This is a genomic window from Escherichia sp. E2748, from assembly GCF_005781125.1.
In the GTDB taxonomy this organism is placed as follows: Bacteria; Pseudomonadota; Gammaproteobacteria; order Enterobacterales; family Enterobacteriaceae; genus Escherichia.
In genome coordinates this window covers 1-12,329 of sequence record NZ_VATP01000033.1, presented here as the reverse complement: position 1 = coordinate 12,329, position 12,329 = coordinate 1, and the positions used below count along the sequence as shown (strand labels likewise).

Below are 12,329 nucleotides of genomic sequence, written 5' to 3'. Positions count from 1 at the left end.
ATGGATCCACGGCTACTGGAATACTATAACCGCGAATTGAGCTACCTGCGTGAAACGGGAGCCGAATTTGCCGAACGTCATCCCAAAGTCGCCGCCCGGCTGGGAATGCAGGGAACGGATATTGCCGATCCGTATGTGGAGCGGATGGTTGAGGCCTTCAGCTTCCTGACTGCCCGTACGCAGCTTAAAATTGACGCTGAATTTCCGCGTTTCACCCAGCGCCTGCTGGAGGTCGTCAGCCCCAATTATGTTACTCCCACGCCCTCAATGAGCGTGGCACAGTTGCATCCCGATCCGGAAGAAGGCGATTTGGCGAAGGGATTCACCGTCCCACGCGACACCGCTTTTTTTTCCGCCATTCCGGAAGGCGAAAGTACCGCCTGCCAGTTTCGCAGCAGCCAGGATGTGACGCTGTGGCCGCTCACCATCGAAGAGGTGCGCCTGACTGCAGCTCCACCGGATATGCCTGCTCTGCATCGCTACCTACCTACCAACATTCATGTCGCCGGTGCGCTGCGTATTACCCTGCGCACCTTCGGTGAACTAACGTTTAGCCAACTTGCCGGGCTGGACAGGCTGCCGCTATATCTCTGCGGCGAGGAACGCACAGCCTCTCACCTGTTCGAACTTCTGCATACCAGTTCCATTGCCACACTGGCAGGCGTTCCGGGTCATTTTGACGGCGTACTGGATGTAAATCTGAAACAGCCAGTTACCTACGAGGGGCTGGAGCCAGGTCAGGGACTGCTGCCACTGGCCTGGAACGTATTTCACGGTCATAACCTGCTGCATGAATATTTTGCCTGTCCGGAACGCTTTTATTTTTTCACGCCGGCAGGTCTGTCTGCCGGGTTACAGAAAATTAACGGCGGCGTAGCGGAGATTGTGATCTTACTAAATCACCTACCGCCGGACTGGCTGATCCACCAGACAAATGCGTCACAGTTCAGCCTGTTCTGTACCCCGGTTGTTAACCTTTTTCCCCGCGTCACCGCCCGAATCGACGTCACCCACAGCTCGACAGAGCAGCACCTTGTGGTGGACAGGACCCATCCACTGGATTATGAGGTGTTCTCGGTCCAGGAAGTGGAAGGGCTGGAAACCGACACTACACGGAAAATGACCTTTCGCCCGCTCTACCACACCCGCAATAACGATGAAGGCAACCACGGGCGCTATTTTTCCCTGCGCCGGGAGCCGCGTCGGTTGTCGGAAAACGCCCGCCGCTACGGCACCCGCACCCCCTATACGGGATCGGAAGTGTTCCTGTCACTGGTTGACCAATATGAAGCGCCATACCCGGAAAATCTGCGCCATATCACCATCACGGCCATGGTCACCAACCGCGATCTCCCCTGCCTTATTGCACGCAATGGCTGGGACGATCTGACCGTGGATGCGGCCATCCCGGTGGCGGGCGTGGGACTTATTCGCCCGCCTCGTCCGCCGCAGCATCCACTGGCGGAACGTGAAATGGCCTGGCGGTTGATCCGCCAGTTATCCTTTAATTATCTGCCGTTGGCCGATCTGGATCACCGTACCGGCGGTCAAGCGCTACGCGATCTGCTTAACCTGTTTATTCCGGCGCATGACAGTCCGCAATCACGACAGGTACGCAGCCTGATTGGCTGCAAAACAACGCCGGTCACCCGCCGTCTGCCGGGTTCCGGGCTGCTGGTCTATGGTCGCGGCGTCTGTTGTGAGCTGACGGTGGATGAAGAAGGTTTTTCTGGCATCAGTCCGTATCTGTTCGGCCTGGTGCTGGAACACTATATCGCCCGTCATGTTTCCATTAATACCTTCTCGCAGATGACGCTGCACAGTATGCAGCGCGGCAAAATTATAACCTGGCCGGTCAGGGCCGGACAGCGGGGAAGTGTATGAACGGCGATTTCACTCAGGCGCAGGGAATGCCCTGGCGTTACGGTTTTCTGAACCTGATGCGCCGCGTGAATGTACAGTTGTGTACCGTCCCTGCAGGTAGTGCCTGGCAGCCACGAATGGAAAAATTCCGCCTCGGGCAAACACCTGCGCTGACTTTTGCACCACGGGAAATCGCCAGTGTAAGCTGGCAGGAAGGGCGCCTGCACGTCAGTCTGTACAGCCTCGGGCTGTGGGGGCCGAATGGCCCGCTGCCGCTGCACTACACCGAACTGGCGCGTAACCGGACCGAAAGCTACCGCGATCCGACGCTAACCTGTTTTACTGACCTTTTTCATCACCGCTGGCTGACCCAGTTTTATCAGGCCTGGCGCAGCGCCCAGTCAGCTGGAGGTGGTCTGGATAAACCGAAATATGACCGATTTGCCTTTTATATCGCCAGCCTCAGCGGGCAAGATTTGCGAGAAAGTGTAGACAGCCCGCTACCGGATCACGTTCGCCTGGCGGCATCGGCTCATCTGGCGCGCGAATCACGCAATCCAGACGGGCTGGCTGCCACGCTGGCGCACTATTTCGGCGTGCCTTTCCGGATACAGGAATATGTCCTGCACTGGATACCCGTGGCAGATGATGAAATTACCCGGCTGGGGACACCAGCCCTTTCTTCCGTCATTGGCAACGGCGCACTCATCGGTCAGGCCGTGCCGGACATGCAGTATAAGTTCAGACTGGTGATTGGCCCACTGACGCTGGCCGATTATCAACGCTTCCTGCCTGGCGGCAACAACCTGCCCGTATTGACGGAATTGGTTCGCGCCTTTACCGGGTTTGAATACTGCTGGGAAATTGAGCTACAGCTAAAACCACACGCCGCTCCTCCTGCCGTTACCGGCGGCCCATATCAGTTAGGCTGGACCGCCTGGGCTGGAAAAGCCATGCACGACGATCCGGTGACAGGCATGATTTTCGAACCTGAGCACTATCTGGCGCACTAAGGATAATTTAATGGATACATCTCTGTCAGACCCTATTTCGGCCGAACGCCCCTGTGGCCCGGATCTGGAATATGATCCGGAATACCTGCTGCTGTTCACCCGCGCTGCACCGCGTGAAGAAGCGCAATATGGCGATTTTGTCAGTACGCCGGAAACCATTAACTGGGCAGAACTCGAGCGAGACGCTCGCCGCCTGCTGACACGAAGCAAAGATATCCGAATCCTGGTGATTCTACTGCGCTGCCGTATCCAGCAGGCCGGAGCCAGAGGACTGGCAGAGGCACTCACGCAACTCGAAACGCTGTGCAGCTTGTACCCGGATACCATCCATCCACAACTGCTTGCAACTGAAGATATCACCGCCGAAGATGCGGCAGTGGCGCGCAGCAACGCACTATCGGCGTTGCTGGACCACGAAGGCGTAATGGCGGATATCCGAGGCATTACGCTGTCAAATAATGCCGCTTTGCGCCTCCAGGTACGAGATGTGGAACGCTCGTTGTCTGCATCACGCCCGGCGGATGCCCTGGCGCCAGAATCGGTACGTCAGCAATTGGCCGATCTGGAAGCTCGCGGTGTACTGCCGCTAGACGCTTTTCGCCAGGCCGCTGAAAACACTGAGCGACTGCAACGCCATGCGCGTAAAATGCTGAATGACCATGCTCCGGACTTTTCGCGGCTTACGCAACTGCTGACTCTGTTACCGGGAGCGGTGCAATCAACCACGCCAGAGATCCCATCACAGGAAACATTGGCTGTTCTTCCGGAGCATGTCTCCATCAATAATACTGAAACGGCACAGGCAGAGTATGTTGCACCACTCGAAGATATACCTGCTGAAAAGACCGGAAAGGTCTGCGCAGAACAAAGGCAAATTAGCGACCGGAACGATGCGCTGGAACGTTTGAGAGTTATACGCCGCTGGTTTGAGTATAGTGAGCCGAGCAGTCCGACTATTCCCTTGTTGCGTCAGGCAGAGCGCCTGGTCGGAAAACGCTTCTCGGAAGTAATAAATGAAATTCCAGCAGAATTACTGGAGAAATGGGATGCGTTGGAATAACAGAAATGGCCAGAATTTATAATTGCTGGTCATTATATATGATGTGACAGTTTTTTAGATTATATCTATTTGCCTTCAGGGGCAACAAACTCTCCTGAAGGCTAAAACGACGAAAGCCTGAATCATTACTGACTCAGGCTTTCTGAATATTGGCGGAACGGACGGGACTCGAACCCGCGACCCCCTGCGTGACAGGCAGGTATTCTAACCGACTGAACTACCGCTCCGTGTTGTGTTCCTTTGGGAACGAAGCGAATATTACGGATTGCCTCGGCCTTCGTCAACGATTTTTCTCATCTTTTGAATCGTTTGCTGCAAAAATCGCCCAACTCGCTATTTTTAGCGCCTTTCACAGGTATTTATGCCCGCCAGAGGCAGCTTCCGCCCTTCTTCTGCACCAGATCGAGACGAGCTTCATGTGCTGCAAGCTCTTCATCTGTCGCAAAAACAACGCGTAACTTACTTGCCTGACGTACAATGCGCTGAATTGTTGCTTCACCTTGCTGCTGTTGTGTCTCTCCTTCCATCGCAAAAGCCATCGACGTTTGACCACCGGTCATCGCCAGATAAACTTCCGCAAGGATCTGGGCATCGAGTAATGCCCCGTGCAGCGTTCGTTTACTGTTATCTATTTCGTAGCGAGCACATAATGCATCGAGGCTGTTGCGCTTACCGGGAAACATTTTCCTCGCCACCGCAAGGCTATCGGTGACCTTACAGAAGGTATTCGTCTTCGGAATATCGCGCTTAAGCAACGAAAACTCGTAGTCCATAAAGCCGATATCAAACGCTGCGTTATGGATAACCAGCTCCGCGCCGCGAATATAGTCCATGAACTCATCGGCTACCTCGGCAAACGTGGGCTTATCGAGCAAAAACTCATCGGCAATACCATGTACGCCAAAGGCTTCCGGATCCACCAGCCGATCGGGTTTGAGATAAACATGGAAGTTATTACCCGTCAGGCGACGGTTCACCACTTCAACGGCACCAATCTCAATGATCTTGTGGCCTTCATAGTGCGCGCCAATCTGGTTCATACCGGTGGTTTCGGTATCGAGAACGATCTGGCGTGTAATTGCAGTGCTCATAGCGGTCATTTATGTCAGACTTGTCGTTTTACAGTTCGATTCAATTACAGGAAGTCTACCAGAGATGCTTAAACAGGTAGAAATTTTCACCGATGGTTCGTGTCTGGGTAATCCAGGACCTGGGGGTTACGGTGCTATTTTACGCTATCGTGGACGCGAAAAAACCTTTAGCGCTGGCTACACCCGCACCACCAACAACCGTATGGAGTTGATGGCCGCTATTGTCGCGCTGGAAGCGTTAAAAGAACACTGTGAAGTCATTCTGAGTACCGACAGCCAGTATGTCCGCCAGGGGATCACCCAGTGGATCCATAACTGGAAAAAACGTGGCTGGAAAACAGCAGACAAAAAACCAGTAAAAAATGTCGATCTCTGGCAACGTCTTGATGCTGCGTTGGGGCAGCATCAAATCAAATGGGAATGGGTAAAAGGCCATGCCGGTCATCCAGAAAACGAACGTTGCGATGAACTGGCTCGTGCCGCGGCAATGAATCCCACACTGGAAGATACGGGCTACCAAGTCGAAGTTTAAGCCTGTGGTTTACGAAATTGCCGGGTGGCGCCGACCGCCTGGCGAATTCGCGGTTTGTTTTTGCTCTGTTTCATCGGGTTGAGCGTTAAAGGAATAGTCCGTTTCCGGGCAACGATAAGTTGTAAGCAACCAAGCGCAGGAATATGCGCGCTCAATAGTTTTCCACCATGTTTATTCCACGGGAGAACGTGGAAACGGCTGGCGTGTAGCACTTCAAAATTCAACAAAGAGAGCCAGTCCAGCTGCCGCATCAGGGTAAACATCCGGCTGTTATAAGGCGATGTTTTTCGCAATACCGGCACAAGTTTACGTAATCCCATTAAACTGATGGGATTGAAGCCACTAATGACCAGCCAGCCATCATCAATCAATACCCGATCAGCTTCACGCAACAAACGATGCGGATCGGTGCACCATGGCAACGTATGCGCCAATAGACAAACATCGACGGATTTATCGGCAAAAGGAAGATGAAGTGGGTCCGCCTGCACCTGTACGGGCATTCCTTGCGCAGAAACATTCACTTGATGAGAAACCGCGCACGCTTCGCAATTGATTTCTGCGCTTAAATTGCCAATCTTAAGCAGATGAAAACCATACATTTTCGTGAACCATGGGTTGAGCTGGCGCTCCAGCGCCTTGCGATAAAGCTCTCCCCAGGGCAAATCGCCCCAGCAATCAGGAGCCACGACTGTTTGAGGGTTCCTTGCCGGTTTCATCACAACCTTCCGTTTCACACTGAGAGGTAATATATGAATCTTAACAGTATTCCTGCCTTTGATGACAATTACATCTGGGTTTTGAATGATGAAGCAGGCCGTTGCCTGATTGTCGATCCTGGAGAAGCGGAGCCGGTAGTAAAGGCCATTGCCGCCAATAACTGGCAACCGGAGGCCATATTTCTCACCCACCATCACCACGATCATGTTGGCGGCGTAAAAGAACTGGTGGAAAAGTTTCCGCAAATTGTGGTCTACGGTCCACAAGAGACACAAGATAAGGGAACAACGCAGGTAGTCAAAGATGGTGATACTGCCTTCGTTTTGGGTCATGAATTTAGTGTAATTGCTACACCAGGTCACACTTTAGGACACATCTGTTACTTCAGCAATCCTTATCTATTTTGCGGTGATACTCTTTTCTCTGGTGGCTGCGGGCGATTATTTGAAGGTACAGCTTCTCAAATGTATCAATCACTTAAAAAATTAAGTGCTCTACCTGACGATACACTGGTATGTTGTGCTCATGAATATACTTTATCAAATATGAAGTTTGCCTTGAGTATTCTTCCGCACGATTTGTCCATAAATGATTATTATCGTAAAGTTATTGAGTTACGGGCAAAAAATCAAATTACACTCCCCGTAATTCTGAAAAATGAGCGGAAAATTAATGTTTTTTTAAGAACAGAAGATATTGATTTAATTAATGTAATTAATAAAGAAACATTATTGCAACAACCTGAGGAACGTTTTGCCTGGTTAAGGTCAAAGAAAGATAGATTCTGATAAAACTTTCTTGTCATCGGCTTCGTTCGCCGTTATGATCGGTCGTCTTTTAAGCAACTATTGACACACACATGAAGGCAAAAGCGATATTACTCGCCTCTGTCCTGCTCGTGGGTTGCCAGAGTACCGGTAACGTCCAACAGCACGCACAGAGCCTTTCTGCAGCTGGTCAAGGGGAAGCAGCAAAGTTTACAAGTCAGGCACGATGGATGGACGATGGGACGTCTATCGCGCCAGATGGTGACTTGTGGGCTTTCATTGGCGACGAGCTAAAGATGGGAATTCCGGAAAATGACCGGATTCGCGAACAGAAACAGAAATATTTACGCAATAAGAGCTATCTCCACGATGTAACTTTACGGGCAGAGCCGTATATGTACTGGATAGCCGGGCAAGTTAAAAAACGTAACATGCCTATGGAACTGGTACTACTACCCATAGTGGAGAGCGCTTTTGATCCTCACGCGACGTCTGGCGCCAATGCCGCAGGCATCTGGCAGATCATTCCGAGCACGGGGCGCAATTATGGTTTGAAACAGACTCGCAATTATGACGCGCGTCGCGATGTTGTTGCTTCAACGACAGCCGCGCTGAACATGATGCAACGTCTGAACAAGATGTTTGACGGCGACTGGCTTTTGACCGTAGCGGCTTATAATAGCGGCGAAGGTCGGGTCATGAAGGCAATTAAAACGAACAAAGCACGTGGGAAATCCACGGACTTTTGGTCGTTACCGTTGCCGCAGGAAACGAAGCAGTACGTGCCTAAAATGCTGGCATTGAGCGATATTCTCAAAAACAGCAAACGTTATGGTGTACGTCTGCCGACGACCGATGAAAGCCGTGCTCTGGCGCGTGTACACCTGAGTAGCCCGGTTGATATGGCGAAGGTTGCAGATATGGCGGGAATTTCCGTCAGCAAGCTGAAGACATTCAACGCTGGCGTGAAAGGCTCCACGCTGGGCGCAAGTGGCCCGCAGTACGTGATGGTGCCAAAGAAGCATGCAGATCAACTGCGTGAATCTCTGGCTTCCGGCGAAATTGCTGCCGTACAGTCGACACTGGTTGCCGACAATACGCCGCTTAACAGCCGTGTTTACACCGTTCGTTCTGGCGACACGCTTTCAAGTATCGCTTCACGTCTCGGCGTAAGCACCAAAGATTTGCAGCAGTGGAACAAACTGCGCGGATCTAAGCTGAAACCAGGCCAAAGTTTGACGATTGGCGCAGGTAGTAGCGCACAGCGGCTGGCAAACAACAGCGATAGCATTACGTATCGTGTGCGCAAAGGCGATTCGCTTTCAAGCATTGCTAAACGCCACGGCGTGAACATCAAAGATGTGATGCGCTGGAACAGCGACACTGCGAATCTGCAACCAGGCGATAAGCTGACGTTGTTTGTGAAAAACAGCAACATGCCAGATTCCTGATAAACCAGATAATAAAAAGGCACCGATTCCCCCGGTGCCTTTTTTATTTATGCCGCTTTATGTGCTTCTACCATGATGATATCACTGGTGAAAGAGCCATCATTCTGCAAGGAAAAATACGTTTTCACCTCTGTCGATGCGCTCTGTTGGTAAATGCGAATAGCGTCTACTAACGCTTCTGGCGTACGCATTCTGGCGACCCATGAAGAAAATTCCAGCGGTAACTTATCTGTAATTAAATTATCAACTATCAGATTGGCTTCATTGATTAACGTCAACCACTCACCGCTGGCGTAGTTTCGTACGTGAGAGGTATCGCGTAATGCTTCTACCGTCTGTAACCAGATGTCGCGCACTGGGTGACCCGGAGACATTACGTCCATCACAATCAGCCTACCGCTGGGTTTCAATATCCGATTCACTTCACGCAGTGCTGCACCAACATCATGCCAGTGATGGGCAGAATAACGGCTGATAACAATATCAAATGCGTTATCGGCAAATGGCAGACTTTCGGCATATCCCTGGCGGGTGGTGATATTTTTCAGGTGCCGGGCTTCGGCAGCTTGTGCCACGACATCCAGCATTTGGGCAGATAAGTCATACGCCACGACCGCGCTCACGTTTTGCGCAGCGACAAAGCTGGCATGCCCTGCTCCGCAGCCCATATCAAGTACATTTGCATCAGGATAATCAGCCAGACGCACCGCCAGGCGCTGTAAATCTCGCCCGGATGCATGTACGGTACTGGTTAAATACTCACTGGCCTGCGAGCTAAACTGCTTTTCTACGAGGTCATGGTGGGATTGTATTGTCATTGCGCTGTCCTTTTGTTGTTTGAGTATAAAAGGGCAGCGCCAAACGTTGGTCTGCCCTGTGGCAGACCTGACATACCTTATTTATCAGGCTTGCCGGGACTGAATTCAACGAGTAGCGGATTGTGGTCAGAAGCACGCGTCACCAGTACAGAAGCCTCGTTGACGTTCAAACCACGGTAGAAAACAAAATCAAGCGGGCGACCAAACGCCCGACGGCGCTGATCATCGGTAAAACGCACCTGGCGCAGCGACATTTCCCGCGCAAAGCGATATAACGCGTTCATCCTTCTACGGCTCCAGGCATTGAAATCTCCCGCCATAATGACCGGGCCGCTGTGATGGGCAATCTGATCGCCAATAGGAAGTAACTGCTTACTGTAAACATCTACGCCAAGACTAAAGTTGACGGCGTGAATATTGACGACCATCAACAGACGAGTGTCAGGTAATGGGTAGACCGTCACCAGTGCTGATTTTGCCAGACGTAAAATAGGTTCACGTTCACGTAACGGACAGCAATAAATGGGATGCGCCGCCGAAAGGGTCATTACACCGGAAGGATGCTGCGGCAGCACGAAAGCGGGTACCTGATCAGCAGCAAGATAGTTAGCAGTCGCAAACTGTACTAACTCCGGCGTTGTTTGCGCTTCCTGTAATAAAACCAGATGTGCATCTTTGCCGTAGTTCTTTAATACCGACAACCATTCAGCGCGTTGCTGTTTGTATATGTTCCACACCAGGATCCGAATACGCTCTTCGGTACTTAACGGTTCTCCGGGCGGTAATGCCTGGCCAATGCTCGCAAAAGACCCCGGCGGTAAAATCCTTTCCGCAGGTTGTCCGGCAACATAGCGCATGGCATAGGTGTTTTTTCGCACTTTTGACTTTGAAACCTCTATTACGTCACCCCTTCCGCATCCAGGAGGGTTCTACTGTTATAGGGATTTTAGCTCACTCTTTCAACGAGCAATTGTAGATTGTTATGTAAGCAAGTACTTACACCAGACTGAATTTTACTCTTTATAGATATCATTAAATCGGATGACATATCACGTATCCTGATGGTTTAATGACAAATAAATTCAAAATATCTCTTCTATTTTGCAACGGGAGCAAAAATGAAAGCCACGTCGGAAGAACTCGCCATTTTTGTTTCTGTCGTCGAAAGCGGCAGCTTTAGCCGGGCAGCGGAACAATTAGGGCAAGCAAACTCAGCGGTAAGCCGGGCGGTGAAAAAGCTGGAGATGAAACTTGGCGTTAGCCTGCTTAATCGGACCACGCGACAACTTAGCCTGACGGAAGAAGGCGAACGTTATTTTCGTCGCGTACAGTCAATTTTGCAGGAGATGGCAGCGGCAGAATCAGAAATTATGGAGACGCGTAATACACCGCGTGGACTGTTACGGATCGATGCCGCGACGCCAGTGGTGCTGCACTTTCTGATGCCGTTGATTAAGCCTTTCCGTGAACGCTATCCGGAAGTCACTTTATCGCTAGTCTCCTCCGAAACGATTATTAATTTGATCGAAAGAAAAGTGGATGTCGCGATACGCGCCGGTACGTTAACGGATTCCAGCTTACGTGCCAGGCCGTTATTTAACAGTTATCGAAAAATTATCGCCTCCCCTGATTATATTTCCCGCTACGGTAAGCCAGAAACGATCGACGATTTAAAGCAACATGTTTGCCTGGGCTTCACTGAACCCGCTTCCCTCAATACCTGGCCGATAGCCTGTAGTGATGGGCAATTACATGAGGTGAAGTACGGTTTGTCATCCAATAGTGGGGAAACACTGAAACAGCTTTGCCTGAGTGGCAACGGGATTGCGTGTTTGTCCGACTACATGATCGACAGAGAAATCGCTCGCGGAGAATTAGTGGAGTTAATGGCAGATAAAGTGTTGCCAGTTGAAATGCCATTCAGTGCAGTCTATTACAGCGACCGTGCGGTAAGTACGCGCATCCGGGCTTTTATCGATTTCCTTAGCGAGCATGTAAAAACAGCTCCCGGAGGAGCTGTCAGAGAGGGTTAATCCCATTCAGGAGCCAGACCTTCCGGGCTAACCAGGCGGTCGTTGCAATCCAGTGCGGCGATCGCTTTTTTATCTTCGGCATCAAGCTGTAAATTTTGTGCCTTAAGATTACTCTCCAGGTTTTCACGTTTAGTAGAAGAAGGAATTACTGAGAAACCTTCCCCCATCGCCCACGTCAGAATCACTTGTGCCGGGGTCGCATTGTGTTTAGCTGCAATACGAGCAATAACCTCATCTTTCAGTGCATTACCATAAGCCAGCGTCATATAGGAAGTGATATGAATGCCGTGCTGTTTGGCCCAATCAACCACTTTACGGTTTTGCAGATAAGGAGAGAGTTCAATCTGGTTGGTAGCGATGTTTTCAGCGCCAACAGCAGCAATCGCTTTTTCCATCTGCGGGATCGTGAAGTTGGAAATACCGATCTCACGCGTCAGCCCTTGTTTTTTGGCTTCCAGCAGCGCCTGCATAAACTCTTCAACAGAAACTTCATCATTTGGTGACGGCCAGTGGATTAGCGTCAGATCAACATAATCGGTACGCAATTTTTGCAGGCTTTCTTTCAGGCTCGGGATCAATTTGTCTTTGCTGAGATTTTCAATCCAGATTTTAGTGGTGATGTAGAGTTCATGACGAGGCACGCCACTTTCTGCAATCGCCTGACCTACTGCAGCTTCGTTATCATAGATTTGTGCGGTATCAATTGCGCGATAACCAAGTTCTAGCGCCGTTTTCACAGATGAAATAACAACGTCGTCTTTGAGACGGAAAGTACCTAAACCAAATACGGGGATAGCCATAATATGCCTCTTTTAATGCTATTTTCGTTAATTGAGGTGATTATGGGCTTCAGACTGTTGCGGAAAAAGGGCGCAAAACGCAGAGGATTTTTGCGATTTTAGCAATAATAGAAATACAAACGAAAAAAAACCTCGAGCGTTAACTCGAGGCTTCTTAATAAGTGGCGGAACGGACGGGACT

Annotated in this window: 12 protein-coding genes and 1 tRNA gene; 7 read left to right on the top strand and 6 right to left on the bottom strand. The window is 50.7% G+C overall.

Translation table 11 applies throughout. The annotated features are described in order from the left end of the window. The 3 genes from tssF to FEK42_RS20895 are packed head-to-tail and all read left to right on the top strand — an operon-like array spanning position 1 to position 3,936. Positions 1 to 1,884 (top strand): type VI secretion system baseplate subunit TssF, encoded by a 1,884-nt coding sequence (gene tssF / locus FEK42_RS20905; RefSeq protein ID WP_130209745.1) that lies wholly within the window; start codon positions 1 to 3, stop codon positions 1,882 to 1,884. Next, positions 1,881 to 2,876: a type VI secretion system baseplate subunit TssG gene (gene tssG / locus FEK42_RS20900; protein ID WP_130209747.1), complete on the top strand. Its 996-nt coding sequence runs from the start codon at positions 1,881 to 1,883 to the stop codon at positions 2,874 to 2,876. Before tssF ends, tssG begins: the two co-directional genes overlap by 4 nt. A 10-nt stretch (positions 2,877 to 2,886) precedes the next feature. After that, positions 2,887 to 3,936: a type VI secretion system ImpA family N-terminal domain-containing protein gene (locus tag FEK42_RS20895; protein ID WP_131162117.1), complete on the top strand. Its 1,050-nt coding sequence runs from the start codon at positions 2,887 to 2,889 to the stop codon at positions 3,934 to 3,936. A 150-nt stretch (positions 3,937 to 4,086) separates the two neighbouring features. On the opposite strand, the gene FEK42_RS20890 is transcribed toward FEK42_RS20895, so the two are convergent. Both FEK42_RS20890 and dnaQ read right to left on the bottom strand, forming a co-directional pair. Continuing rightward, positions 4,087 to 4,163, bottom strand: a tRNA-Asp gene (locus FEK42_RS20890). A 132-nt stretch (positions 4,164 to 4,295) separates the two neighbouring features. Further along, positions 4,296 to 5,027, bottom strand: a complete 732-nt coding sequence (dnaQ, locus tag FEK42_RS20885) for a DNA polymerase III subunit epsilon (protein ID WP_001366128.1) — start codon at positions 5,025 to 5,027, stop codon at positions 4,296 to 4,298. 64 nt (positions 5,028 to 5,091) lie between these two features. Between dnaQ and rnhA the strand changes: the two genes are divergently transcribed. After that, on the top strand, positions 5,092 to 5,559 hold the full coding sequence (rnhA, locus tag FEK42_RS20880; protein ID WP_000917883.1) for a ribonuclease HI: 468 nt from the start codon (positions 5,092 to 5,094) through the stop codon (positions 5,557 to 5,559). Here the strand turns inward: rnhA and FEK42_RS20875 are convergent. After that, positions 5,556 to 6,278: a class I SAM-dependent methyltransferase gene (locus FEK42_RS20875; RefSeq protein WP_130224088.1), complete on the bottom strand. Its 723-nt coding sequence runs from the start codon at positions 6,276 to 6,278 to the stop codon at positions 5,556 to 5,558. The two genes, rnhA and FEK42_RS20875, sit on opposite strands and share 4 nt — an antisense overlap. 33 nt (positions 6,279 to 6,311) lie before the next feature. Between FEK42_RS20875 and gloB the strand changes: the two genes are divergently transcribed. Together gloB and mltD are read left to right on the top strand one after the other, a co-directional pair. Then, positions 6,312 to 7,067 carry a hydroxyacylglutathione hydrolase gene (gloB, locus tag FEK42_RS20870; RefSeq protein ID WP_130209751.1) on the top strand — a complete coding sequence of 252 codons (756 nt, stop codon included), beginning with the start codon at positions 6,312 to 6,314 and terminating at the stop codon, positions 7,065 to 7,067. Positions 7,068 to 7,138: 71 nt separating this feature from the next. Next, positions 7,139 to 8,497, top strand: a complete 1,359-nt coding sequence (gene mltD, locus FEK42_RS20865) for a murein transglycosylase D (RefSeq protein WP_131162114.1) — start codon at positions 7,139 to 7,141, stop codon at positions 8,495 to 8,497. Between the two features lie 47 nt (positions 8,498 to 8,544). On the opposite strand, the gene FEK42_RS20860 is transcribed toward mltD, so the two are convergent. Then, positions 8,545 to 9,315 carry a class I SAM-dependent methyltransferase gene (locus FEK42_RS20860; protein WP_135491942.1) on the bottom strand — a complete coding sequence of 257 codons (771 nt, stop codon included), beginning with the start codon at positions 9,313 to 9,315 and terminating at the stop codon, positions 8,545 to 8,547. 77 nt (positions 9,316 to 9,392) lie between these two features. Continuing rightward, positions 9,393 to 10,193 carry an endonuclease/exonuclease/phosphatase family protein gene (locus FEK42_RS20855; protein ID WP_085007981.1) on the bottom strand — a complete coding sequence of 267 codons (801 nt, stop codon included), beginning with the start codon at positions 10,191 to 10,193 and terminating at the stop codon, positions 9,393 to 9,395. Between the two features lie 240 nt (positions 10,194 to 10,433). Here FEK42_RS20855 and yafC point away from each other — a divergent pair, with 240 nt between their 5' ends. Next, a complete protein-coding gene (gene yafC, locus FEK42_RS20850; protein WP_138211951.1) occupies positions 10,434 to 11,348 on the top strand; it encodes a DNA-binding transcriptional regulator YafC in 915 nt (304 codons plus the stop codon). Here yafC and dkgB read toward each other — a convergent pair. Beyond that, positions 11,345 to 12,148 carry a 2,5-didehydrogluconate reductase DkgB gene (gene dkgB / locus FEK42_RS20845; protein WP_135491941.1) on the bottom strand — a complete coding sequence of 268 codons (804 nt, stop codon included), beginning with the start codon at positions 12,146 to 12,148 and terminating at the stop codon, positions 11,345 to 11,347. The two genes, yafC and dkgB, sit on opposite strands and share 4 nt — an antisense overlap. Between the last annotated feature and the right edge of the window lie 181 nt (positions 12,149 to 12,329).

Coding starts and splice junctions, on each gene's coding strand:
- tssF (WP_130209745.1), top strand. CDS start 1: ATGGATCCACGGCTACTGGAATACTATAACCGCGAATTGAGCTACCTG.
- dkgB (WP_135491941.1), bottom strand. CDS start 12,148: ATGGCTATCCCCGTATTTGGTTTAGGTACTTTCCGTCTCAAAGACGAC.
- FEK42_RS20895 (WP_131162117.1), top strand. CDS start 2,887: ATGGATACATCTCTGTCAGACCCTATTTCGGCCGAACGCCCCTGTGGC.
- yafC (WP_138211951.1), top strand. CDS start 10,434: ATGAAAGCCACGTCGGAAGAACTCGCCATTTTTGTTTCTGTCGTCGAA.
- gloB (WP_130209751.1), top strand. CDS start 6,312: ATGAATCTTAACAGTATTCCTGCCTTTGATGACAATTACATCTGGGTT.
- mltD (WP_131162114.1), top strand. CDS start 7,139: ATGAAGGCAAAAGCGATATTACTCGCCTCTGTCCTGCTCGTGGGTTGC.
- dnaQ (WP_001366128.1), bottom strand. CDS start 5,027: ATGAGCACTGCAATTACACGCCAGATCGTTCTCGATACCGAAACCACC.
- FEK42_RS20875 (WP_130224088.1), bottom strand. CDS start 6,278: ATGAAACCGGCAAGGAACCCTCAAACAGTCGTGGCTCCTGATTGCTGG.
- tssG (WP_130209747.1), top strand. CDS start 1,881: ATGAACGGCGATTTCACTCAGGCGCAGGGAATGCCCTGGCGTTACGGT.
- rnhA (WP_000917883.1), top strand. CDS start 5,092: ATGCTTAAACAGGTAGAAATTTTCACCGATGGTTCGTGTCTGGGTAAT.
- FEK42_RS20860 (WP_135491942.1), bottom strand. CDS start 9,315: ATGACAATACAATCCCACCATGACCTCGTAGAAAAGCAGTTTAGCTCG.